This is a genomic window from Streptomyces sp. NPDC005393 (assembly GCF_040606675.1).
Taxonomy (GTDB): Bacteria; Actinomycetota; Actinomycetes; order Streptomycetales; family Streptomycetaceae; genus Streptomyces.
On record NZ_JBEXFG010000026.1, the window covers coordinates 40,016 to 64,423 of the forward strand.

Here is a 24,408-nt window from a genome sequence, read left to right on the forward strand (position 1 = left end):
CGTGGATACATCTGTCGAGCAGATCGTCGAGGCGCTGCGCGAGTCGTTGCTCGAGAACGAACGGCTCCGCCGGCAGAACGCGAAGATTACCGCGGCGGCGGAGGAACCGATCGCGATCGTCGCGATGAGCTGCCGCTATCCGGGCGGCGTCAGCACGCCCGAGCAGCTGTGGCGGCTCGTGGACCAAGGGGTCGACGCCGTCGGCGACTTCCCGGCGGACCGGGACTGGGACACCGACGCCCTCTACGACCCGGACCCGGACGCGCCCGGCAAGACGCATGTGCGCGAGGGCGGATTCCTCTACGACGCACCGCGGTTCGACCCCGGCTTCTTCGGCATCTCACCGCGTGAGGCCATCGCGATGGACCCCCAGCAGCGGCTGCTGCTGGAGACGGCCTGGGAGGCGTTCGAGCGCGGCGGCATCGACCCGCACAGCGTGCGCGGCACCCGCGCCGGGATCTTCGCGGGGGTGATGTACCACGACTACGGCAGCTGGCTCACCGAGGTGCCCGAGGGCGTCGAGGGCTATCTCGGCAACGGCAACCTCGGCAGCGTGGCCTCCGGCCGGGTCTCGTACACCCTGGGCCTGGAGGGGCCCGCGGTCACCGTGGACACCGCGTGCTCGTCCTCGCTGATCGCCATCCATCTGGCGGTGCAGGCGCTGCGCCAGGGCGAATGCTCGCTGGCCCTGGCCGGCGGTGTGACGGTGATGTCCACCCCCGATACCTTCGTGGACTTCAGCAGGCAGCGCGGGCTCGCCCTGGACGGCCGGTGCAAGTCGTTCGCCGCGGGCGCGGACGGCACCGGCTGGGGTGAGGGCGTCGGCCTGCTGCTGCTGGAGCGGCTCTCCGACGCCACCCGCAACGGACATCCGGTGCTCGCCCTGGTCCGGGGCAGCGCCACCAACCAGGACGGCGCCTCCAACGGGCTGACCGCCCCCAACGGCCCCTCGCAAGCACGGGTGATCCGCCAGGCGCTGTCCAACGCCCGGCTCGCCGCACACCAGGTGCACGCGGTCGAGGCGCACGGCACCGGCACCCCGCTCGGCGACCCGATCGAGGCACAGGCCCTCCTCGCCACCTACGGGCAGGACCGCTCCGACGGCGAGCCGCTGTGGCTGGGCTCGGTGAAGTCCAACATCGGCCACACCCAGGCGGCCGCCGGTGTCGCGGGCGTCATCAAGATGGTCATGGCGATGCGCCACGGCCGGCTGCCCCGGACGCTGCACGCCGAACACCCCACCCCGCAGGTCGACTGGGAGTCGGGCGCGGTGGAGCTGCTCAGCGACGCGAGGGCCTGGCCCGAGACCGGCGAGCCCCGTCGCGCGGCCGTGTCCTCGTTCGGCATCAGCGGCACCAACGCGCATGTCATCGTGGAGGGCGTACCGGAGCCCGAGCCGCGGGAGGAGGAGCCCGCGTGGACGGGCCCGCTGCCGCTCGTCCTGTCCGGCAAGGGCGAACGGGGCCTGGCGGGGCAGGCGCGGCAACTGCTCGACCACCTCACCGACGCCCCCGTCCCCGACCTCGCCTACTCCCTGGCCACCACACGCGCCGCACTCGACCACCGCGCCGTGGTCGTCGGCGCCGACCACAAGGCCCTCACCACGGGCCTCACGGCGCTGGCCGAGGGCGTCGCCGCCCCGAACGTGGTCAAGGGCGCCCCGGCGGACGAGTCCCGCATCGCCTTCGTCTTCCCCGGACAGGGCTCGCAGTGGGCCGGCATGGCCGCTGAACTGCTGGACACCTCGCCCGTGTTCGCCGCGAAGATGGCCGAGTGCGCCGAGGCGCTCGCCCCCGTGGTCGACTGGGATCTGCTGGCGACGGTCCGCGAGGCCGGGCCGCTGGACCGGGTGGACGTGGTCCAGCCCGTGCTGTGGGCCATCATGGTGTCGACCGCCGAGCTGTGGCGCTCGCACGGCGTCCAGCCCGCCGCCGTCATCGGCCACTCCCAGGGCGAGATCGCCGCCGCCTGCGTGGCCGGGGCGCTGACGCCGGCCGACGGCGCCAGGGTCGTCGCCCTGCGCAGCCTCGCCATCGCCGAGGAGCTGTCCGCCCACGGCGGCATGATGTCGGTGGCGCTGCCGGAGGAGCGGGCCCGCGAGTGGATCGCCCCCTACGACGGCCGGGTCTCGGTGGCCGCCGTCAACGGCGCCACCTCGGTGGTCCTCTCCGGCGAGAGCGACGCCCTGGACGAGCTGCGCGACGCGATCGTGGCCGACGGCGCCCGCGCCAAGCGGCTGCCCGTGGACTACGCCTCGCACGCCGCGCAGGTCGAGGCGATCAGGGAGCGGCTGCTGACCGAACTGGCCGGAATCCAGGGGCGGTCGGCCGAGGTGCCGTTCTACTCCACCGTCACCGGGGCGCTGTACGACACCACGGACCTCGACGCCGAGTACTGGTACACCAATCTGCGGCAGAGCGTGCTCTTCGACCCGACCGTGCGGGTGCTGCTGGGCGGCGGGTACGGCGTGTTCGTCGAGTGCAGCCCGCATCCGGTGCTGCTGCACAGCATCGAGGAGACCGCCGAGGCCGCCGGCCGGGATGTGGTGGGTGTCGGCTCCCTGCGCCGCGACGACGGCGGCCAGGACCGCTTCCTGGCCTCGCTCGCCGAGGCGTTCACCCAGGGCGTGGCGGTCGACTGGCGCCCGGTGTTCGAGGGCCTGCCGGTGCGCGCCGCCGCACTGCCCACCTACGCCTTCCAGCGTGAGCGGTTCTGGCTCGGCCGCTCCCCGGCGGTCGGCGATGTGACCGCGGCGGGCCTTTCCACCACCGGACATCCGCTGCTGGGTGCCGCCGTACCGGTGGCCGAGGGCGGCATGCTGTTCACCGGCCGGCTCTCCACCGCCACCGCCCCGTGGCTCGCCGATCACGCGGTCGGCGGCACCGTGCTGCTGCCGGGCACCGCTTTCGTCGAGCTGGCCATCAGCGCCGGTTACGACCTCGGCTGCGGCCGCCTCGCGGAGTTGACGATGGAGGCGCCCCTGACGCTGCCCGAGCGCGGCGCGGTCCAGCTTCAACTCCACCTCGCCGACCCCGACGAGACCGGGCGCCGCACGCTCTCCGTGCACTCGCGGTCCGAGGGCGAGGACGTCCCGTGGACGCGCAACGCCTCCGGTCTGCTGGAGCCGGACACCGCGGAGGAGGCGTTCGACCTCGCCGCCTGGCCGCCCGCGGGCGCCCAGCCCGTCCCGGTGGAGGACGTCTACGACCGGCTCGCCGACCAGGGCTACATGTACGGCCCCGCTTTCCAGGGGCTGCGCGCCGCCTGGCGGCGCGGCGCGGAGATCTTCGCCGAGGTCGAACTGGCGCTGGAAGCCGAGAAGTTCGGCATCCACCCCGCCCTGTTCGACGCGGCCCTGCACGCCGCGGCGCTCGGCGACCCCGACGACGGCCCGGCCCGGCTCCCGTTCGTCTGGAACGGCGTCTCGCTCTTCGCGACCGGGGCCACCGCGCTGCGGGTGCGCGCCGAAGAGGCCGAGGGCCAGGACGCGCTGACCCTTCAGCTCGCGGACACCACCGGCGCGCCGGTGGCCTCCGTCCAGGCGCTGGTGTCCCGCGCGGTCGAGGCGGACGCGCTGACCGCCGGACCCGCCCGCTCGGACGCGCTGTTCCGGCTCGACTGGCCGGCGCTGCCGGTCCCGGACGGATCCACGGCGACGTACACGGAGCCGGACGAGGGCGGTCTCGCCACCCTCCTCGACAGCCCCGATACCCTGCCGGAGTTCGTCGTCCTGCCCCTGGCCGGATCCCAGGACCCCGTCACCGGCACCCGCACCGCCACCGGCCGGGTGCTGGACGCCCTTCGGCAGTGGCTGGACAGCGACCGCACCGACGCCTCCCGGCTGCTCGTCCTGACCGACGGAGCCGTGGCGGTGGGCAGCGAGGGTGTGAAGGACCTCCCGGCCGCCGCCGTCTGGGGACTGGTCCGCGCCGCCCAGGGGGAGAACCCCGACCGCTTCGTCCTCGTCGACACGGACGCCACGGCCGAGGAGGCGGTCGCCGCCGCGGCGGCCACCGGCGAACCGCAGCTCGCCCTGCGCGACGGCACCGCCCATGTCCCGCGCATGGCCCGAGCCGCGCGGACCGGTCCGGACCTGACGTTCCACCCCGACGGCACCGTCCTCATCACCGGCGGCACCGGTGTGCTCGGCTGCCTGCTGGCCCGCCACCTGGTGGACACCCACGGCGTACGCCACCTCATCCTCGCGAGCCGCGGCGGTGTCGCGGCCGACGACCTGGCCGGCCTCGACGCGGACGTCACCGTCGCCCGGTGCGACGCCGCCGATCGCGACCAGCTCGCCGAGCTGCTGGCCGGCGTGTCCGCCGAGCACCCGCTGACCGGCGTCGTCCACATGGCCGGTGTCCTGGACGACGGTCTGGTCTGCGACCTCACCCCCGACCGGCTCGACGCGGTGCTCCGCCCCAAGGTCGACGCGGCCTGGCAGCTGCACGAGCTCACCAAGGACCTCGGCCTCTCCGCCTTCGTGCTGTTCTCCTCGGCCGCGGGCACCGTGGACGGCGCCGGGCAGTCCGGCTACGCCGCGGCCAACGCCTTCCTCGACGGTCTCGCGTACCACCGGCGCGCCCTCGGACTGCCCGCCCTCTCCCTGGGCTGGGGCTTCTGGGAGCAGCGCACCGGCATGACCGCGCATCTCACCGACGCCGACGTGGAGCGCATGGCCCGCTCCGGCGTCCGCCCGCTGTCCACCGCCGACGGCCTGGGGCTGTTCGACACCGCACTGGCCCAGGGCGAACCCTTCCTGCTCCCCATCGGTCTCGACCTGCCCGCGCTCCGCAAGGCGCCTTCCCTGCCGCCCCTGCTGCGCGCTCTGGTGCCCCAACCGGCCCGGCGTCAGGCTGCGGGGCGCGTGGTGCCCGGCGCGTTCACGGACCGGCTGCTCGCCTTGCCCCCGGCCGAGCGTGACGCCACGCTCCTGGAACTCGTCCGTACCCATGTCGCCGCCGTCCTCGGCCACGACCCGGACATGGTCCTCGACCCGCGCCGTGCCTTCCGCGAGGCGGGCTTCGACTCGCTCACCGCGGTCGAGCTGCGCAACCGGCTCGGCGCCGCCGTCGGACTCCGGCTCCCGGCGACCCTGGTCTTCGACTACCCCGACGCGATCGCCCTCGTCGGCCATCTCAAGGCCGAACTCGTCGGCCCCGACGAGGAGACGGACCACGCCGCACCGGCCATGGCCGCCTCGGCGGCGGACGAGCCGATCGCCATCGTGGCCATGAGCTGCCGCTACCCCGGCGGGGTCGCCACCCCCGAGGAGCTGTGGCGGCTGCTGGCCGACGGCGGCGACGGCATCGCGCCCTTTCCCACCGACCGCGGCTGGGACGAAGGACTCTACGACCCGGAGCCCGGCAAGGCGGACAAGTGCTCCACCCGCGAGGGCGGATTCCTCTACGACGCCGCCGACTTCGACGGCGACTTCTTCGGCATCTCGCCGCGCGAGGCCCTCGCCATGGACCCGCAGCAGCGGTTGCTGCTGGAAGCCTCCTGGGAGGCGCTGGAGCGGGCCGGGATCGATCCCCAGTCGGTGCGCGGCAGCCGTACGGGCGTCTTCACCGGCATCATGTACCACGACTACGGCAGCAGGCTCAGCAACGCCCCCGAGGCGGTGCGCGACTACCTGGGCAACGGCAGCCTCGGCTCCGTCGCCTCCGGCCGGATCGCCTACACCCTGGGCCTGGAGGGCCCGGCCCTCACCGTCGACACCGCGTGCTCCTCGTCGCTGGTCGCACTGCATCTGGCCGCCCAGGCGCTGCGTCAGGGCGAATGCGAACTCGCCCTGGCGGGCGGCGCCTCCGTGATGTCCACCGCCGACACCTTCGTGGACTTCAGCAGGCAGCGCAATCTCGCCGCCGACGGCCGGGCGAAGTCCTTCGCGGACCGCGCCGACGGCACGGCGCTCTCCGAGGGCGTCGGCATGCTGCTGCTGGAGCGGCTGTCGGACGCCCGGCGCTACGGCCATGAGGTGCTGGCGGTCGTGCGGGGCTCCGCTGTCAATCAGGACGGCGCGTCCAATGGTCTGACGGCGCCCAATGGCCCCTCGCAGCAGCGGGTGATCCGTCAGGCGCTGGCGAGCGCACGGCTGTCGACGGGCGATGTGGACGTGGTCGAGGCGCATGGCACCGGTACCACGCTGGGCGACCCGATCGAGGCGCAGGCGCTGCTCGCCACCTACGGCCAGGACCGGGACGCCGGCCACCCGTTGTGGCTGGGGTCCGTCAAGTCCAACATCGGCCACACCCAGGCAGCCGCCGGTGTGGCCGGTGTCATCAAGATGGTCATGGCGATGCGCCACGGCGTCCTGCCGCGCACACTCCACGTCGACGAGCCGTCCTCGCAGGTGGACTGGGAAGCGGGTCAGGTGCGGGTGCTCACCGAGGAGCGGGCATGGCCGGAGCGCGGCCGCCCGCGCCGGGCCGGGGTGTCCTCGTTCGGCATCAGCGGCACCAACGCGCACACCATCCTCGAACAGGCCCCCGCCGAGGAGCCGGAGCCCGAGGAGCGCCCGGACGCCCCCGCGCCGCTGCTCCCCGTGCTGGTGTCCGGCGCCACCCCCGAGGCCCTGGCCGCCCAGGCCGCGCGGCTGCTGACCGTCGGCAACGCCTCCGTCCCCGAGCTCGCCTACTCGCTCGCCACCGGCCGCGCCGCCCTCGCCCACCGGGGCGCGGTGATCGCCCGGGACCACGGCGAACTCACCGCCGGACTGGCAGCGTTGGCGTCCGGCGCCACCGCCGAGACGGTGGTGCGCGGCAAGCAGGTCGTCGGCCGCCTCGCCTTCCTGTTCACCGGGCAGGGCGCCCAGCGCCCCGGCATGGGGCAGGCGCTCCGCGCGGCCTTCCCCGCCTTCCGCAAGGCGCTGGACGAGGTCTGCGACCGGCTCGACACTCATCTGGACCGGCCGCTGCGCGACCTGATCCTCGCCGAGCCGGACACCGAGAACGCCGGGCGGCTCGACCACACCGTGTACACCCAAAGCGCGCTGTTCGCCGTCGAGACCGCGCTGTTCCGGCTGCTGGAGTCCTGGGGCGTGCGCCCCGACTACCTCGCCGGACACTCCATCGGCGAGCTGACCGCGGCACATGTCGCGGGGGTGCTCGGCCTGGAGGACGCGGCCCGGCTGGTCGCCGCGCGCGGCCGGCTGATGCAGGAGCTGCCCGCCGGAGGCGCGATGCTCGCCATCGACGCCACCGAGCAGGAGGTCGTACCGCACCTCGGCGCCGAGGTGGGCATCGCCGCCGTCAACGGCCCCACCGCCGTGGTGATCTCCGGCGCGGAGGCCGCCGTGGCCGCCGTCGGCGCCGCCTTCGAGGGCCGCAGGACCAAGCGGCTGCGGGTCAGTCACGCGTTCCACTCACCGCTGATGGACCCGATGCTGAAGGAGTTCGAGGAGGTCGCGCGGGGGCTGCGGTTCAACCCTCCGGCCATCCCCGTCGTCTCCCACCTCACCGGTCGCATCGCGTCGCCCGAGGAGCTCACCTCGCCCGAGTACTGGGTGCGCCACGTCCGGGAGGCCGTACGGTTCTGCGACGGCGTCCGGACCCTGGAGAGCGAGGGTGTACGGACCTTCCTCGAACTCGGCCCCGACGCCGTGCTCGCCACCATGGGCACCCACTGCCTCGCCGACCCCGAGCGCTCGGTGCTCGTCCCCGCGCTGCGCCGCGACCGCGAGGAGCCGGCGGCCCTGGCCACCGCGCTCGCGACGCTGCAGGTCCGCGGCGTCCCGATCGACTGGGAGCGGGCGTACGAAGGCACCGGCGTCCGCCGGGTCGCCCTGCCCACCTACGCCTTCCAACGGCAGCGGCTGTGGCTGGACGACGGACCGTCCGGCCCCGCCGATGTGACCGGCCTCGGCCAGATGCCTGCGGACCATCCGCTGCTCGGCGCGGTCCTCACCCTCGCGGAGAGCGACACCGTGGCCCTCACCGGGCGGGTGTCCCTGAGCACCCATCCCTGGCTGGCCGACCACGCCGTCGCCGATGTGGTGCTGCTGCCGGGCAGCGCGTTCGTGGAACTGGCCGTCCAGGCGGGCGACCGGGTGGGCTGCTCGCGGGTCGAGGAGCTGACCATCGAACGGCCGCTGGTGCTGCCGGACCGGGGCGCCGTGCTGCTCCAGGTGGTCGCGGGCGTCCCCGACGACACTGGACAGCGCCGGCTCACCGTGCACGCCCGCGCCGAGGACGGCGGCCGGACCTGGACCCGCCACGCCACCGGCCTCCTCGCCCCGGCGAGCGCGCCGGAGCCCGCCGCACTCGCCGTCTGGCCCCCGGCCGGCGCCACGTCCGTCGACCTGAGCGGTACCTACGACCACCTCGCCGAACAGGGCTACGGCTACGGCCCGCTGTTCCGCTGCCTGCGCACCGCGTGGCGGGTCGGCGAGGAGGTCTACGCCGAGCTCGCACTGCCCGAGGACGCCGGAGAGGACGGCTTCGGACTCCATCCGGCGCTGCTGGACTCCGCGCTGCACGCGATCGATCTGCTGGACGGCCAGGACCCGGCCGTGATGACGCTCCCGTTCGCCTGGGAGGGCGTCACGCTGTACGCGGCGGGCGCCTCCGCCCTGCGACTGCGGCTCACCCCGGATGGCGCCGAGCGGATGACCCTGCGGCTGTACGACGGCGCGGGCGCCCCGGTCGCCGAGGTCTCCTCGCTCCGGATCCGGCAGGTCACCGCCGAGCAGCTGACCGCGGCCGCACCGGACGTGGGCGATCTGTACGACGTGGAGTGGGTGGCGCTGCCGGTGCCCGAGCACACCGATCTCACCCCGGAACTGGTGCGGTTCACCCCGCGGACCGGCACTGCCCTGCCCGTCGCGGCGCGCGAGACGGCGATCGAGGCGCTGACCACGCTGCGGAAGCGCCTCGCCGAGGACGCCGCCGAGGGCGCGCCGCTGGTGGTCGTCACTACCGGAGCCGTCGGCGTGGACGGCCCGCCCGACCCGGCCCAGGCCGTCGTCTGGGGCCTGGTGCGCTCGGCGGCCGTCGAGTACCCCGGCCGGCTCGTCCTCGTCGACCTCGACGGCGACCCCGCCTCCGAGGCCCGGCTCGCCGCGGCGGTGGCCACCGGGGAGCCGGAACTGGCGCTGCGCGCGGGCACGGCGTACGTACCGAAGCTGACCGAGCCCGCGCCGGCCGCGACCTCCCTGGATCTGGACCCCGAGGGCACGGTGCTCATCACCGGCGGCACCGGAAGCCTCGGCCTCCTGCTCGCCCAACACCTCGTCACCGCGCACAACGTCCGGCATCTGGTACTGAGCAGCCGCGGCGGCACGGCGGACCCCGGCGCCCTGGCCGGACTCGACGCGACGGTGACGGTCGTCGCCTGCGACGCGACCGACCGGGACGCGCTCGCCGAGCTGCTCGCCGGGATACCGGAGGAGCATCCGCTGACCGCCGTGGTGCACGCCGCCGGGGTGCTGGATGACGGACTGCTCTCGGCGCTCACCCCGGACCGGCTGGACGCCGTCATGCGGCCCAAGGTGGACGCCGCCTGGAATCTGCACGAACTCACCCGGGACCTGGACCTCGCGGCCTTCGTGCTCTTCTCGTCGGCCGCGGGCACACTCGGCGCGGCCGGGCAGGCCAACTACGCGGCGGCCAACGCCTTCCTGGACGCGCTCGCGGCCCAGCGGCGCGCGTCCGGACTTCCCGCCCTCTCCCTGGGCTGGGGGCTGTGGGACACCGGCTCCGGCATGGCGGGCGGCCTCGGCGAGACCGAGCTGCGCCGACTGGCCCGGGACGGCATCGAGCCGCTGCCGGCGGACCGCGCGCTGGCGCTGTTCGACCGCGCGCTCGGCTCGGGACGGCCCGCGCTGCTGCCGGTCCGGGTCCGGTTGACCGAGGACGCGCCGCCGCTGGTGCGCGGCCTGGTGCGGACCGCGGCCCGGCGTACGGCACGCACCGCGCCCGCCGTGGCCGAGAACAGGCGGCCCGAGGCGCTGCCGGAGCGGCTCGCGGCCCTGTCGCCCGCCGACGCCAGGAAGCTGCTGCTGGAGACCGTGTGCGGCCATGTCGCGGACGTGCTCGGCCACGTGGGCGCCGACGCGGTCGACCCGCAGCGCCCGTTCGGCGAGCTGGGCGTGGACTCGCTGGCCGCGCTGGAGCTGCGCAACCGGATCAGCGCGGACACCGGGCTGCGGCTGTCCACGACCCTGACGTTCGACTACCCCAACCCGGAGGCGATCGTCGGCCACCTCGTCGAGGAGCTGGTCCCGGACGCCGGTGCCGAGGCCGGCCAGGACGCAGAGGCCGAGGTGATGCGGATGGAGGCCGTGCTCGACGCCGCCACGGTGGACGAGGAGACCCGGGCCCGGGTGGCCACGCGGCTGCGGGCGCTGACCGCGAAGTGGACCGGCGCGGGGGAGTGGGAGGACGGCGGCGAGGACGAGCGGAAGGACGGACCGCGACTGGAGTCCGCGACCGCGGCCGAGCTGTTCGGCATCCTCGACGACGAGCTGGGCAGCTTCAACTGACCTGACACACCACAACGGCCCGCCGGGGAAATCCGGCGGGCCGCCTGAGGGGAGCGCTCGATGGGGCGGCAGGAACGGACGAGGCCGTCAGGCCAGTCGGCCTTCCACGGCCGAGGAGCGGTTGCGGTTGGTGGGGTCGGACATGGTGGGGATCTGGTGTTCCAGCACCTTGGACGGCAGTTCGGCCCGGCTGGCCACGTTCAGCTTGCGGTAGACGCGGGTGAGGTGCTGTTCGACGGTGCTGATGGTGACGTGGATGCGGCTGCTGATCTCCCGGTTGGTGTAGCCGAGGGCGGCGAGCCCCGCCACCCGGCACTCGGCGTCACTGAGGATCGGGGCGATGTCCTCCCCGGTGGACGCCTCGGCGGGGGCGACGAGCCGGTTGTCGACGGGGGACTCGATACGGCACCACTCGGCCTCCTGGGCGGCCTGGCGGGCCACCAGCCGGGCCCGGTCGTACTCGCCCAGTTCGTAGTGGGCGGAGGACAGGTCCGCGTAGGCCAGGGCGAGTTCCAGCCGGTCGCCGCAGGCCTTGAGGAGGTCGATCGACTCACGCAGGAGTGAGGTGCGCTGATGCGGCTGGCTGGCACCGGCCAGCACCCGCAGGGCGATGGCGCGGGAGCGCGAGCTGTGTCCGCCGGGGAGCCTGATCTGCCTCTCCGCCCACTCCCGGGCGGTGCGTACCTTGCCGATGCGCAGATTGGCCTGTGCGAGGTCGGCGCACCAGGGGATGCCCTTTTGCAGATGGGGGTTGCCGTCGCGCATCAGGCGGCCGCAGGTCTCGAAGTCGTTGAGCGCCGCGAAGGCCCGGTCGGTGGCCAGATAGTGGTGGCCACGGGCGCGCAGGTACTGGATGCCGAAGATGGTCCCGAACATCGTCTCCGGGACCTCGCGCTTGAAAAGGTGCGCCGCGGCGTCGTGCTTGCCCATGCTGGTGCGGGCGAAGACGGCCGTGGACAGGGGCAGTCCGATCAGCACCCCCCACCCCTGGGCGTGGAGCATGTCCAGCGCCTGCGTGGCTCGCAGCTCGGCGGTGGCCAGATCCCCCTGGAGCAGGGCGATCTCGGCACGGACACTGCCGATGAGGGCCTGCCAGGTCGTCGCCTTGCGCTCGACGGTGCATTCGAGCACCGCTTCGCAGGCGCGGGCGGCGGTGAGGGTGCGGTCGGTGTGGGCGATGGCGAGCAGGGACATCGCCACCAGCTCGGGCTTCAGATGGTCCAGCCGATGGCCCTGGAGGGCTTCGGCGACGTTGGCGACGGACTCGTCGGTGGCGCTGCCGCTGATCAGTTGGGCCACCTTCGGCCCCAGACCGTGCGTGTCATCGACCGGCCCGGATTCGAGGGAGGCCAGCTTGGCCGTCTCGGTCCGCTTGCCGACCCGTGGCACACCGTAGAACCACTGGCGGATGAACTCGACTTCGGCGATGGCCTGGGCGTCGGCCCGTGAGGGGGTGTGGCCCAGGGTGGCCACGGCCTTGGCGGCGGGTTCGGTGTCGCCCTGCCACAGCATATGGCGGACCACGGTGGCGGTGTCGCGCACGTCCAGCCTGCCGTCGAGGGCGGGCCGGCGCAGCGGCGCGAGATGGGTTCCGGCGGCCGCGGGGTTCACCCGCCACTCCGCGCGCCCCAGGGCCGCGGACAGCGCGTGGCGTTCGCCCTCGTCCCGGCTGTGACGCAGCATCAGCCGCAGATAGGTCGTGGACTGCTTGACATCGTCGGCGGCCAGCGTCTGTTCGGCGGCGGTGCGCAGCACGGGCGGCCCCCACTCCTCGGGGACCCGGTCCGCGGCCACGAGGTGCTTGGCCACCTCGGGTGCGGGGGCCCCGTCCAGATAGAGCAGCCGGGCCACCTCGCTGTGCAGCCGTGTGCGTTCGTCGGGGTCGATGTCCTCCAGTACCGCGCCGGCGGCGACCGGGTGGCGGAAACGGTAACCGTCGAGCAGCCCCGTGGAGTTGAGGATCTCTACGACTTCCTGGACAGGGGAGGGCGCCGCGCCGACGGCCAGCGGGACGGTGCGGGCCGTGGCGAATTCGCCGAGGGCGGCCACGGCCCGCGCGACCCGGGCGTGGCGGGGTTCGCCGCGGTGCAGACAGGCCAGGACGGCCTGGCGGTAGGCGGTGCTGGCGATGGGCCGGCCGGTCAGGGCGCCGAAGCGGGTGCTGTCGTCCAAAAGCGCGTGGAGCAGCATGGGATTTCCGGCCGTCGCACCGTGATAGGCGTCACTGATGTCCGAGGGAAGGCGTTGTCCGGCCTGTGCGGTGAGCATGGCCGCGACGCCTTCTTCCGAAAGCGGAGCGAGTCGGACGCGGCGGTGCGGCCGACGGATGAGATCGCCGTGAACGTGAGAACCCGTCAATCCGTCCTGGCCCCAGCTGACACACATCACTAGTATTTTTCTGGTGCGTATTCTGCTAAGGAGAGCGAGTGTGGTGTGCAGCGATTCGTTGTCCATGAGATGGGCATCGTCGATGGCGATCACCACAGGGCGGTCCTGGGCGAGTTCCAGGATGATGCCGGTGATCTCATGGGAAATGTGGTCGACGCCACTCGACGGCCTCGTGTCACGCGTGCTTGCGTCGCTCCCGGGAAACGGCGGGAGGCGATCGAGAGTGTCAGGCGGCACCTCGCCGCTGTGCAGCAATTGGCTGAAAACGCTCACCGGCTGTGACCGCTGGGCCCGCGAGCCGGTGGCGGTCAGAACATGGGCTCTCGTCTCGCCCACTGTTGTTAAAAACTCGTAAACAAGTTCCGTCTTACCGGAACCCGGCCCTCCCGTAACAATGACCAGTTGACCGGATCCCCGTGCGCAGGCGGTGAACGCCTCGCTCAGAATACCCAGTTCCTTGGTGCGGTCGAACAGGCGCATGGTGATCCCCTCATGTCGGCCTTCACCCCCGGGGCCGCGCACCCCACGTCGCGCCCCGAAGAGCGTCACCGCTGGTCGTGGGGGTGCGGGGCCGCCCATCACCCAGCGGGCAACGGTGGCCGCGGTGCCGAGGGGTGGAAGGTGGCCAGATCTGCCTCAGCTTCGTCGATGCCGAGGCGGGGGGCCGGGTGAACTGCACGCCCGATACTTCCCCCGGTTTGTACTTCTTCGCGTGGCCCGCACGCCGTGGTCCCCTCAGGTTGCTTGAAGCGTAAACTCAAGGACAGCGACGCGTGGCGCATTGCAGTCGGTTGTCCCCGTGATCCCCATGGTGCGAGAAAGACTGATTGGTGCTCCTGAATGGCGCGAACCCATCGGTTGAGCAGCCAGTCGTCGGCTTCTGAACGTCAGACCGCCCTGCCGAGCGCGTCTGTTAACGGATGGCCAATTATGCGTCACCCCTGAGGATTTCATGGCTCCTCGTGACCGCAGATGAGTCGAAATTAGTTTCTTTACTCAAGTGGGCCGAATGTTATCGGCCTTCACTAACACTGTCAACTATCACCTTTTGCCTTCCAGTTACCTCCGCCGACTTCGAAGATCAGTGCCTCGGGAATCCCCCTCGACGGGTGTGCATTTCCAGTATGTACCAAGCCGGCCGGGCGCCACCGGGTTCCCTTCGGGCGTCCCGCCCCCGGAAAGGCGACCGTTCGGGGCCGGGGCACCCGCTGGGGGCGGTAGGGGTTGGATGGCCGTCTGTCGCTCCTTAGCCTCCGACTGGCAGGGGGAGCGCGGACCGAGAACCCGGAACGGCCGCCATGCCCGGGAAGCTTCTTTCGATTCCGATCGGATGGCTGCGCTGGTGAACAACGAGGACCAACTGCTCGACTACCTCAGGCGGACGGCCGCGGATCTGCGTGAAGCGCGGTGCAGGCTGCGCGAGTTCGAGCACCGCGTGAACGAGCCCGTGGCCATCGTGGGTATGGGGTGCCGGTACCCCGGCGGTGTCAGCACTCCTGACGAGCTGTGGGACCTGGTGGCCGCCGGGACCGACGCGGTGTCGGACTTCCCCGCCGACCGGGGCTGGGACGTCGAATCCCTCTACGACCCCGACCCCACACGGGCCGGCCGGACCTACGCCCGCACTGGCGGCTTCCTGCACGACGCCGCCGACTTCGACCACGACTTCTTCGGGATCAGCCCGCGCGAGGCGCTGGCGATGGACCCGCAGCAGCGGCTGCTGCTGGAGACCTCCTACGAGGCGTTCGAGGACGCCGGCGTGGTGCCGTCGGCGCTGCGCGGCAGCCGCACCGGCGTCTTCGCCGGGGTGATGTACAACGACTACGCCACCCGGCTGCACTCGGTCCCCGACGACCTCGACGGCTATCTGGCCAACGGCAGCGCCGCCAGCATCGCCTCCGGCCGCGTGGCCTACACCTTCGGTCTCGAAGGACCGGTCGTCACCATCGACACGGCCTGCTCGTCCTCGCTGGTGGCACTGCACTGGGCGGTCCGGGCGCTGCGGTCCGGCGAATGCACGCTCGCCCTGGCGGGCGGGGTGACCGTGATGTCGACCCCCGAGACCTTCGTGGACTTCAGCCGGCAGCGCGGACTGTCCCCCGACGGCCGCTGCAAGGCGTTCGCCGCCTCCGCCGACGGCACCGGCTGGGGCGAGGGCGTGGGCATGCTGCTGGTCGAGCGGCTCTCCGACGCCCAGCGCAACGGCCACCGGATCCTCGGCGTCATCCGCGGCAGCGCCATCAACTCCGACGGCGCCAGCAGCCGGCTGACCGCGCCCAACGGCCCCTCCCAGCAGCGGGTGATACGGCAGGCGCTGGCCGGCGCCGGTCTCACCCCCGTGGACGTCGACGTGGTCGAGGCGCATGGCACCGGCACCTCACTCGGCGACCCGATCGAGGCCCAGGCGCTGCTCGCCACCTACGGCCAGGACCGGCCTGAGGGTAGGCCGCTGTGGCTCGGCTCGATCAAGTCCAACCTGGGCCACACCCAGGCGGCCGCCGGGGTGGCCGGTGTGATCAAGATGGTGCTGGCGATGCGCCACGGCGTGGTGCCCCCCACCCTGCACATCGACGAGCCCACCGCCGAGGTCGACTGGAGCGCCGGAGCCGTGGAGCTGGCCACCGAGCGTCAGGCCTGGCCGGACGTGGACCGCCCGCGCCGCGCGGCGGTCTCCTCCTTCGGCATCAGCGGCACCAACGCGCATGTGGTGCTGGAGCAGGCGCCGCCTGCCGGGGAGGGCGACGGGGCCCCGGAGAAGAAGGGGACGGGCGCCGCCGTGGTGCCGTGGATCGTCTCGGCCCGCACCCCGCGGGCGCTCGCCGACCAGACCCGCCGGCTGCGCGCCTGGCTCGCCGGCCGCCCGGAGCTGAGCCCGGCCGATGTCGGCTTCTCCCTCGCCACCACCCGCTCCGTGTGGGAACACCGCGCGGTCGCCGTCGGCGCCGACACCGAGGAGCTGCTCGCCGGACTCGCCGCCCACCCCGGCGCCTCGCCGGTCGGCGGCAAGGTGGCCTTCCTCTTCACCGGCCAGGGCTCCCAGCGCATCGGCATGGGCCGTGAGCTGTACCGAAACCACCCCGTGTTCGCCGAATCCTTCGACGCGGTCTGCGCGCTGATGGACCCCCGGCTCGAAAGCCCGCTCACCGACGTGATCGAGTCCGACCCCGAGCTGCTGACCCGCACCGACTACGCCCAGGCCGCCGTCTTCGCCGTCGAGGTGGCGCTGTTCCGGCTGCTGGAGTCGCTGGGCGTACGCCCCGACTACCTGGTGGGCCACTCGGTGGGCGAACTGGCCGCCGCCCATGTCTGCGGTGTGCTGTCGCTGGAGGACGCGGTGGCGCTGGTCCTGGCGCGCGGCGGGCTCATGAGCCGGCTTCCCGCCGGGGGCGCCATGGTCGCGGTCCGGGCCGCCGAGGACGAGGTGCTGCCGCTGCTCACGGGCCACGAGGACCGGATCAGCATCGCGGCGGTCAACGGGCCCCGGTCCGTGGTCGTCTCCGGCGACGAGGCCGCGGTCATGGAGCTCGCCGCCCGGTTCGGGAAGACGAACGTCCTGAAGGTCTCCCACGCCTTCCACTCGCCGCTGATGGAGCCGATGCTCGCCGAGTTCGGCGAGGCCGCCAAGGCCCGTGCGTACCACGCCCCGGACATCCCCGTGGTCTCGACGCTCACCGGCGCCGTGGCCGGGCCCCAGGAGCTCGGCTCGCCCGACTACTGGGTGGATCACGTCCGCCGCCCAGTGCGGTTCGCGGCGGCGGTCGGCGCGCTGGAGGAGCTCGGCGTCCGTACCTATGTGGAGGTCGGCCCGGACGCGGTGCTCACCGCGATGGCCCAGGAGTGCGCGGGAGGCGAGATCGCCGCGGTTGCGACGATGCGGCGCGACAGTGACGAGGAGCGCGCGTTCCTCGGCGGGCTCGGCACGCTGCACACCGCAGGAGTCCCGGTCGACTGGGCCACGTTGTTCGCGGCCCACGGCGCCGGCCGGGTCGATCTGCCCACCTACCCCTTCCAGCGCGGCAGGCTCTGGCTGGAGGCGACCGGCAACAGCGGCGACGCGAGCGGCCTGGGCCAGACCTCCGCCGGTCATCCCCTGCTGGGCGCCATGGCGGAACTGCCCGAGTCCGGCGGCCTGGTGCTGACCGGCCGGCTGTCGCTGTCCGCGCAGCCGTGGCTCGCCGACCACATGGTGCACGGCACCGTTCTGCTCCCCGGCACCGCCTTCGTCGAGATGGCGGTCCAGGCCGGCGACCGGGCGGGCTGCGCGGTGGTCGAGGAACTGACCCTTCAGGCGCCCCTGGTCCTGCCGGAAGGTGGCGCGATGGCCGTGCAGGTGGCGGTCGGCGGCGACGACGAAGGACGCCGCCGGCTCACCGTCTGGTCCCGCCCCGCCGAGGCGCCCGACGCGCCCTGGACCCGTCACGCGAGCGGCATCCTGGCGACCGCCGGTGAGACCCGGGCGGCCGATCTGACCGCCTGGCCGCCGGCCGACGCGGAGGAGCTGGACCTGCACGAGCTGTACCCGAGGCTCGCCCGGGTCGGCTACGGCTACGGCGAGACGTTCCAGGCGCTGCGCGGGGCGTGGCGGCGCGGCGACGAACTGTTCGCCGAGGCCACCCTGCCGGACGGGGTACGCGCCACGGCCGGTGCGTTCGGCATCCACCCGGCCCTGCTCGACGCGGCCCTGCACGTCAATCTGCTCGACCTCGGCGACGGCCAGGCGGTGCTCCCCTTCACCTGGGGCGGGGTCGCCCTGCACGCGGCCGGCGCCTCTACGCTGCGGCTGCACCTCGCCCCGTCAGGCCCGGAGGCGGTGTCGCTCACCATCGCGGACGGCACCGGGGCACCGGTCGCCTCGGTGGCGACGCTGGTCGCGCGCCCGGTGTCGGCCGGCCAACTGGCGGGCGAGGCCGAGGAGTCGCTGTTCCGCCTCGACCGGGTTCCGCTGCCGGGCCCGGTGGCTGCCGCGGCCACGGTGTCCCTCGCCGTGTGCGGCCAGGGCGACCTGGGCCTCGGCGTACCGGTCCACCCGGACCTGGCATCCCTCGGCGCCCCGGTGCCCGATGTCGTCGTCTGGCCGGTGGCCACGCCCGACCCGGCCCCGGACCGGACCCGGGATGTCCCGGCGGCGGTGCGCGCGCGGATCGACGAGACGCTTGGCGCCGTGCGGACCTGGCTCGCCGACGAGCGGTTCGCCCGCTCGCGGCTCGCGGTGCTGCTGCGCGCCGACGACCTCACCCACGCCCCGCTGGCAGGCCTTGTGCGCGCCGCCGAATCGGAGAACCCCGGCCGCTTCCTGCTGGTGGACACCGACGGTACGGCCGGTCTGTCCGCCGCGCTGGCCTGCGGCGAGCCCGAGGTGTCGGTACGCGACGGCGAACTGCGGGTGCCACGGCTGGCCAGGGCCAAACCGGGCGGCCCGCCGGACTGGGGCCCCGACGCGACCGTCCTGGTCACCGGTGGCACCGGCGGTCTCGGCAGTCTGATCGCCCGTCATCTGGTCACCGGCCACGGCGTGCGCCGGCTGGTACTGACCAGCCGGCGCGGCGAGGACGCCCCCGGCGCCACCGAACTCCGCGCCGAGCTCGTGGAACGGGGCGCCGAGGTCACCATCGCGCGCTGCGACGCCGCCGACCGCGACCAGCTGGCCGGTCTGTTCGACCGCCATGACATCCACGGCGTCGTCCACTCGGCCGGTGTCGTCGACAACGGCACGCTCGCCACCCTCGACGCCGAGCAGATGGAGCGGGTGCTGCGACCGAAGGTCGACGCGGCCTGGAACCTCCACGAGCTCACCAAGGACCGGGAGCTCACCGCCTTCGTGCTGTTCTCCTCGACCGCCGGACTCCTCGTCGGTGGCGGCCAGGCCAACTACGCCGCCGCCAACGCGTTCCTCGACGGTCTGGCGGCGCACCGCCGCGCCGCCGGGCTGCCCGCCGTGTCGATGGCCTGGGGCCTGTGGTCCGAGGTCGGCGGCCTGGCCGACCAGGTGGACGCCGCCGACCTGGAGCGCATGCGCCGGCTCGGGCTGCCCCCGCTCACCGCCGACCAGGGCCTCGACCTCTTCGACGCGGCCATCGACGGCCAGGACGCCGTAGTCGTGCCGATGCGCCTGGACACCGCCGCGGTACGGGCCCGGGCCGACGGCGTACCCGCCCTGCTGCGCGGCCTGGTCCGGGGCGTACGGCGGAAGACCGCCGACCCCGGCGCCGGATCCGGTGGCGACCGGTCCTGGCGGGACCGGCTGGCCCCGCTGCCCGAGCCCGAACGGGACCGGGCCCTGCTCGAACTCGTCCGCGCCCATGTCGCCGCCGTCCTCGGACACGCGTCGGCCGAGTCGGTGGACCCCGGACGGGCGTTCCAGGACATGGGCTTCGACTCGCTCGCGGCCGTGGAACTGCGCAACCTCCTGGGCGCGGCCACCGGCCTCTCCCTCCCGGCGACGCTGGTGTTCGACCAGCCCTCGCCGGTCACCCTGGCCGCCTACCTCAAGGCCGAACTCGTCCCCGGGCCCGCCGATCTGGCCCGGTCGACGCTGGCCGACGTGGACCGGCTCGAAGCCGCCCTGGCGGCCGTGCCCGACGAGGACGGCGCCCACCGCCGCATCACCGCGCGGCTCGAGGCCCTCCTGCGGACCTGGCACGACACACACGGCCGGGCGGACGCAGCGGCGCGGCCGGCGGCGGACTTCGGTGCCGCCACCGACGAAGAACTCTTCGCTCGGATCGACAACGAACTGGGAGACCGGTGATGGAAGAAGCGGCCACCGTCGACAAGCTCCGCGACTACCTGAAGCGGGCCACGACCGAGCTCGAGCGGACCCGCCACCGCGTGCGCGAGCTGGAGGACCGGAGCCGGGAACCCATCGCCATCATCGGCATGGGCTGCCGCTACCCCGGTGGGGCCCGCTCGCCCGAGGATCTGTGGAAGATCGTGGACGACGGCGTCGACGTCGTGACCGGCTTCCCCGTGGACCGGGGCTGGGACGTGGAGGAGATCTACGACCCCGAGCAGGGCAAGCCGGGCAAGAGCTATGTGCGCCACGGCGGATTCCTGCACGACGCCGCCGACTGCGACCCCGCGTTCTTCGGCATCAGCCCGAAGGACGCGCCGGGCACCGACCCCCAGCAGCGGCTGCTGCTGGAGGTGAGCTGGGAGGCGTTCGAGCGGGCCGGGATCGACCCGCTGTCCGTGAAGGGCTCGCCGACCGGTGTGTACGTCGGCCTGATGCACCACGACTACGTGGGCGGCACCATCTCCGGCTCCATCGTCTCCGGCCGTATCGCCTACACGCTCGGCCTCGAAGGGCCCGCGGTCACCATGGACACCGCGTGCTCCGCCTCGCTGGTCGCCCTGCACAACGCCTGCCAGGCGCTGCGCAAGGGCGAGTGCACCCTCGCGCTGGCCGGCGGCGCCGCCGTCATGGCGAGCCCCGAGATGTTCATCGAGTTCAGCGAGCGCCGGGCGCTGTCGCCCGACGGCCGCTGCCACTCCTTCTCCGAGGACGCCGCCGGCGCCGCGTGGGCCGAGGGCGCGGGCATGCTGCTCGTCGAGCGGCTCTCGGACGCCCGCCGCAACGGCCACGAGGTGCTCGCCGTGATCCGCGGCAGCGCCATCAACCAGGACGGCGCCTCCAACGGCATGACCGCGCCGAGCGGCCCCGCGCAGATCCGGGTGATCCGCCAGGCGCTCGCCGACGCCCAGCTCGCCCCGCACCAGATCGACGTGGTCGAGGCGCACGGCACCGGCACCACGCTCGGCGACCCCATCGAGGCGCAGGCCGTCATCGCCGCATACGGTCAGGACCGGCCCGAGGGGCGGCCGATGTGGCTCGGCTCGATCAAGTCGAACATGGGGCACCCGCAGGCCGCCGCCGGTGTGGCCGCCGTCATCAAGATGGTCATGGCGATGCGCGCCGGGGTGCTCCCCAAGTCGCTGCACTCCGAGCGGCCGACCACCGCAGTGGACTGGAGCGCGGGCGATGTCGAGCTCTTGACGGAGGCCCGGCCGTGGGAGAGCTTCGGTCAGCCGCGCCGCGCGGGCATCTCCTCGTTCGGCATCTCCGGCACCAACGCGCACACCATCATCGAAGAGGCCCCCGCGGCCTGGGAGCAGGAGGCCCCGGAGCGCGCCGGACTGCCGGTCGTGCCCTGGATCCTGTCCGCCAAGAGCGCCGACGCGGTACGCACCCAGGCGACCCGGCTGCTGGCCGCTGCGGGTGACCTGGACCCGTTCGACATCGGCTACTCCCTCGCCACCACCCGCTCGCAGTTCACCCACCGCGCCGCCGTGACCGGCCGCGACCGCGAGGAACTGCTCGACGGGCTGCGTGCGTTGGCCGAGGGCCGCGAGGCGCCGGTGGCCGCCGCCGAACCGGGTCGGCTCGCCGTCCTCTTCTCCGGCCAGGGCTCCCAGCGGGCCGGGATGGGCCGCGAACTGTACGACGGCTTCCCCGCGTTCGCACGGGCCCTGGACGAGGTGTGCGCCGCCTTCGACGGCCCTCTCGACCGTCCGCTGCGCGAGGTGATGTTCGACCCCGAGTCGGAGCTGCTGCACCGGACCCGGTACACCCAGGCGGCCCTGTTCGCCTTCGAGACCGCCCTGTACCGGCTGCTCCACGGCTGGGGCCTGCGCCCGGATCTGCTGGGCGGCCACTCCATCGGCGAGGTCGTCGCCGCGCATGTCGCCGGGGTGCTCACCCTGGAGGACGCCTGCGCCCTGGTCGAGGCGCGCGGCCGGCTGATGCAGGAGCTGCCGTCCGGTGGCGCCATGGTCTCACTGCCGGCCACCGAGGACGAGGTCACTCCGCAGCTCACCGACGGCGTCGACATCGCGGCCGTCAACGGCGCCCGCTCGGTCGTGGTGTCCGGTGACGAGGAGGCGGTGCTGAAGGTCGCCGAGCGGTTCGAGAAGACCACCCGGCTGCGGGTCTCGCACGCGTTCCACTCGCACCGGATGGACGCCATGCTGGAGCCGTTCCGCCAGGTGCTGGAGAAGCTCACCTTCCACGCGCCGAAGCTGCCCGTCGTATCCAATGTGACCGGTCGGCCGGCCGGGCCCGACGAGCTGACCTCGCCCGACTACTGGGTCCGCCATGTCCGCGAGGCCGTCCGCTTCCACGACGGCGTCCGCACCCTGGCCGCCGAGGGCGCCACCCGGTTCCTGGAGATCGGCCCGGACGCGGTGCTCACCGGAATGGCCCAGGATGCCGTGGCGGAGGTGATCGCCACCCAGCGCCGCGACCGGGAGGAGGCCCGCGCGCTGATCGACGGCGTATGCCGGATGCACCTCCGCGGGGCCGGCCCCGACTGGTCGGTGGTGTTCGAGGGCGGCCGGCGGGTGTCCCTGCCCACCTACCCCTTCCGGCGCGACCGTCACTGGGAGAACGCCCCCTCGCTCGCCCCGGCGCCGGCGAAGGACGCGGACGACGGCGCCGAGGCGTTCTGGCGGCTGGTGCGCGAGCAGGACGTGTCCGGTATCGCCGACACCCTCGGCACCGAGGACGAGTCCTCGGTCGCCGCCCTCGTCCCGGCCCTCGCCTCATGGCACGACCAGCGGCAGGCCAACTCCACCGTGGACGGCTGGCGTTACCGCATTGGCTGGCGGATGCTGCCCGGGGCCGACGACACGCTGCCCACCGGCCGCTGGCTGGCCGTCGTGCCCGAGCCGTCCGCGCAGGACCCCTGGGTCCGGACCGTGCTGAGCGGGCTGGCCGACCGTGGCCTGACCGTCGAGGTGCTCGCCGTGTCCGACGAGGCGAGCGACCGGGCCGGGATCGCCGGACTGCTCGCGGACCGGTGCGACGTCGACGGTGTGCTGTCCCTGCTCGCGCCGGCCTTCCCGCTCACCGCGACCGCCGCCCTCGTCCAGGCCCTCGGCGACGTCGACGCCACCGCGCCCCTGTGGTGTGTCACCAAGGACGCCATGGCCCACGAGCCGATGGCGAGCGCCGCCGGCTTCCACCAGGCGCAGGTCTGGGGACTGGGCCGGGTGGCCGCACTGGAACACCCCGAGCGCTGGGGCGGCCTGGTCGACCTGCCCGGGGAGCTCGGCCCGCGCACCCTGGAGCGGCTCGCCGCGGCGCTCACCTCCGCCACCGGCGAGGACCAGATCGCGGTGCGCGAGGCGGGTACGTACGGCCGCCGCCTGGAGCACGCCGCCCCGCGCGCCGGCACCCCCTGGCAGCCCACCGGCACCGTTCTGATCACCGGCGCCACCGGCGCGGTCGGCGCCGCGGTCGCCCGCCGGCTGGCCGCCGAGGGCGCCGAGCATCTGCTGCTCACCAGCCGCCGTGGCGAACAGGCCCCGGGTGCGGTGGAGTTGGTGAAGGAGCTGTCCGAGACCGGCACCAAGGTCACCCTCGCCGCCTGCGATGTGGCCGACCGGGACAGCCTCGCCGCACTGCTGGAGTCGGTCCCCGCCGAGCACCCGCTGACGGCCGTGATGCATCTGGCCGGTGTGCTGGACGACGGTGTGCTCGACGCGCTCACCCCCGACCGGTTCGCCGCCGTGCTCGCCCCGAAGGCCGACGCGGCATGGCATCTGCACGAGCTCACCGCGGACCTCGACCTCACGGCGTTCGTGCTCTTCTCCTCGCTCACCGCCACCGTGGGCGGCGCGGGCCAGGCCAACTACGCCGCCGCCAACGCCTACCTCGACGCGCTCGCCGGCTTCCGGCGCGCCGCGGGCCTCGCCGCCACCTCGGTGGCCTGGGGCCCCTGGGACGGCGACGGCATGGCCGGACACGGGGCCGTACGCGACGCGAGCAGGGCCCTCGGCATGGCGCCCATGGCCCCCGACCGCGCCATCACCGCCCTGCGCGGCGCCCTGGAGACCGGCGAGACCACGGTGACCGTGGCCGACGTCGACTGGACGAAGTTCGCGCCCGCCTTCACCTCCACCCGCCCCAGCCCGCTGCTGGCGGATCTGCCGGAGGTGCGGTCCATCGCCCCGGCCGGCGGCGACTCCTCCGTACCGGACGACTTCGCCCAGCGGCTGGCCGGGATGACCGCCGGCGAGCACGACCGCGCGCTGCTGGACCTGGTCTGCGGCCAGGCCGCCACCGTCCTCGGCTACGGCGGCACCGACGGGGTGGAGCCGACCGCCGCCTTCCGCGACCTCGGCTTCGACTCGCTGGCCTCCGTCGATCTGCGCAACCGCATCAGCACGGCGGCCGGGGTCTCCCTCCCGGCTACCCTCATCTTCGACTACGCGACGCCCGCCGCGCTGGCCAAGCACCTCGGCACCGAACTGGCGGGGGCCGGCACCTCCATGGACTCGGTGCTCGCGGAGCTGGACCGGGTGGCCGCCAGGCTCGGCGAACTGACCGCCGAGGACATCGAACAGGGCCGGATCACCGCCCGCGTCCAGGCGGTGCTCGGCGCCCTGAACCAGACCCTGGCCGAGGGCGGCGCGTCGATCGCGGGGCGCCTGGAGGACGCCTCCGCCGACGACGTCTTCGCGTTCATCGACAACGAACTCGGCTCGGCGTGATCCACGACCGCCCGCGACTGTCCGCGCGCCCGCAGCCAACCGTTCCG

4 protein-coding genes are annotated in these 24,408 nt (G+C 73.6%); 3 read left to right on the forward strand and 1 reads right to left on the reverse strand.

Going from position 1 to position 24,408, the window contains the following annotated elements; genetic code table 11:
* Position 1 precedes the first annotated feature (1 nt).
* Entirely contained in the window at positions 2-10,483 is a 10,482-nt protein-coding gene (locus ABZS71_RS21625; protein WP_356212454.1) for an SDR family NAD(P)-dependent oxidoreductase, read from the forward strand.
* Positions 10,484-10,570: 87 nt separating this feature from the next.
* Here ABZS71_RS21625 and ABZS71_RS21630 read toward each other — a convergent pair whose 3' ends face one another.
* Complete coding sequence (locus ABZS71_RS21630) at positions 10,571-13,450, reverse strand: AAA family ATPase (RefSeq protein ID WP_356212457.1); 2,880 nt, start codon at positions 13,448-13,450, stop codon at positions 10,571-10,573.
* A 763-nt stretch (positions 13,451-14,213) separates the two neighbouring features.
* Between ABZS71_RS21630 and ABZS71_RS21635 the strand changes: the two genes are divergently transcribed.
* Together ABZS71_RS21635 and ABZS71_RS21640 are read left to right on the forward strand one after the other, a co-directional pair.
* On the forward strand, positions 14,214-19,619 hold the full coding sequence (locus ABZS71_RS21635; protein WP_356212496.1) for an SDR family NAD(P)-dependent oxidoreductase: 5,406 nt from the start codon (positions 14,214-14,216) through the stop codon (positions 19,617-19,619).
* A complete protein-coding gene (locus tag ABZS71_RS21640; protein ID WP_356212460.1) occupies positions 19,619-24,361 on the forward strand; it encodes a type I polyketide synthase in 4,743 nt (1,580 codons plus the stop codon). The genes ABZS71_RS21635 and ABZS71_RS21640 overlap by 1 nt, the downstream gene beginning before the upstream one ends.
* Positions 24,362-24,408 lie beyond the last annotated feature (47 nt).

What these genes read in the sequence shown, in the direction of transcription:
- ABZS71_RS21630 (WP_356212457.1), bottom strand. Translation starts at nt 13,450, where the DNA reads ATGGGCGGCCCCGCACCCCCACGACCAGCGGTGACGCTCTTCGGGGCG.
- ABZS71_RS21640 (WP_356212460.1), top strand. Translation starts at nt 19,619, where the DNA reads ATGGAAGAAGCGGCCACCGTCGACAAGCTCCGCGACTACCTGAAGCGG.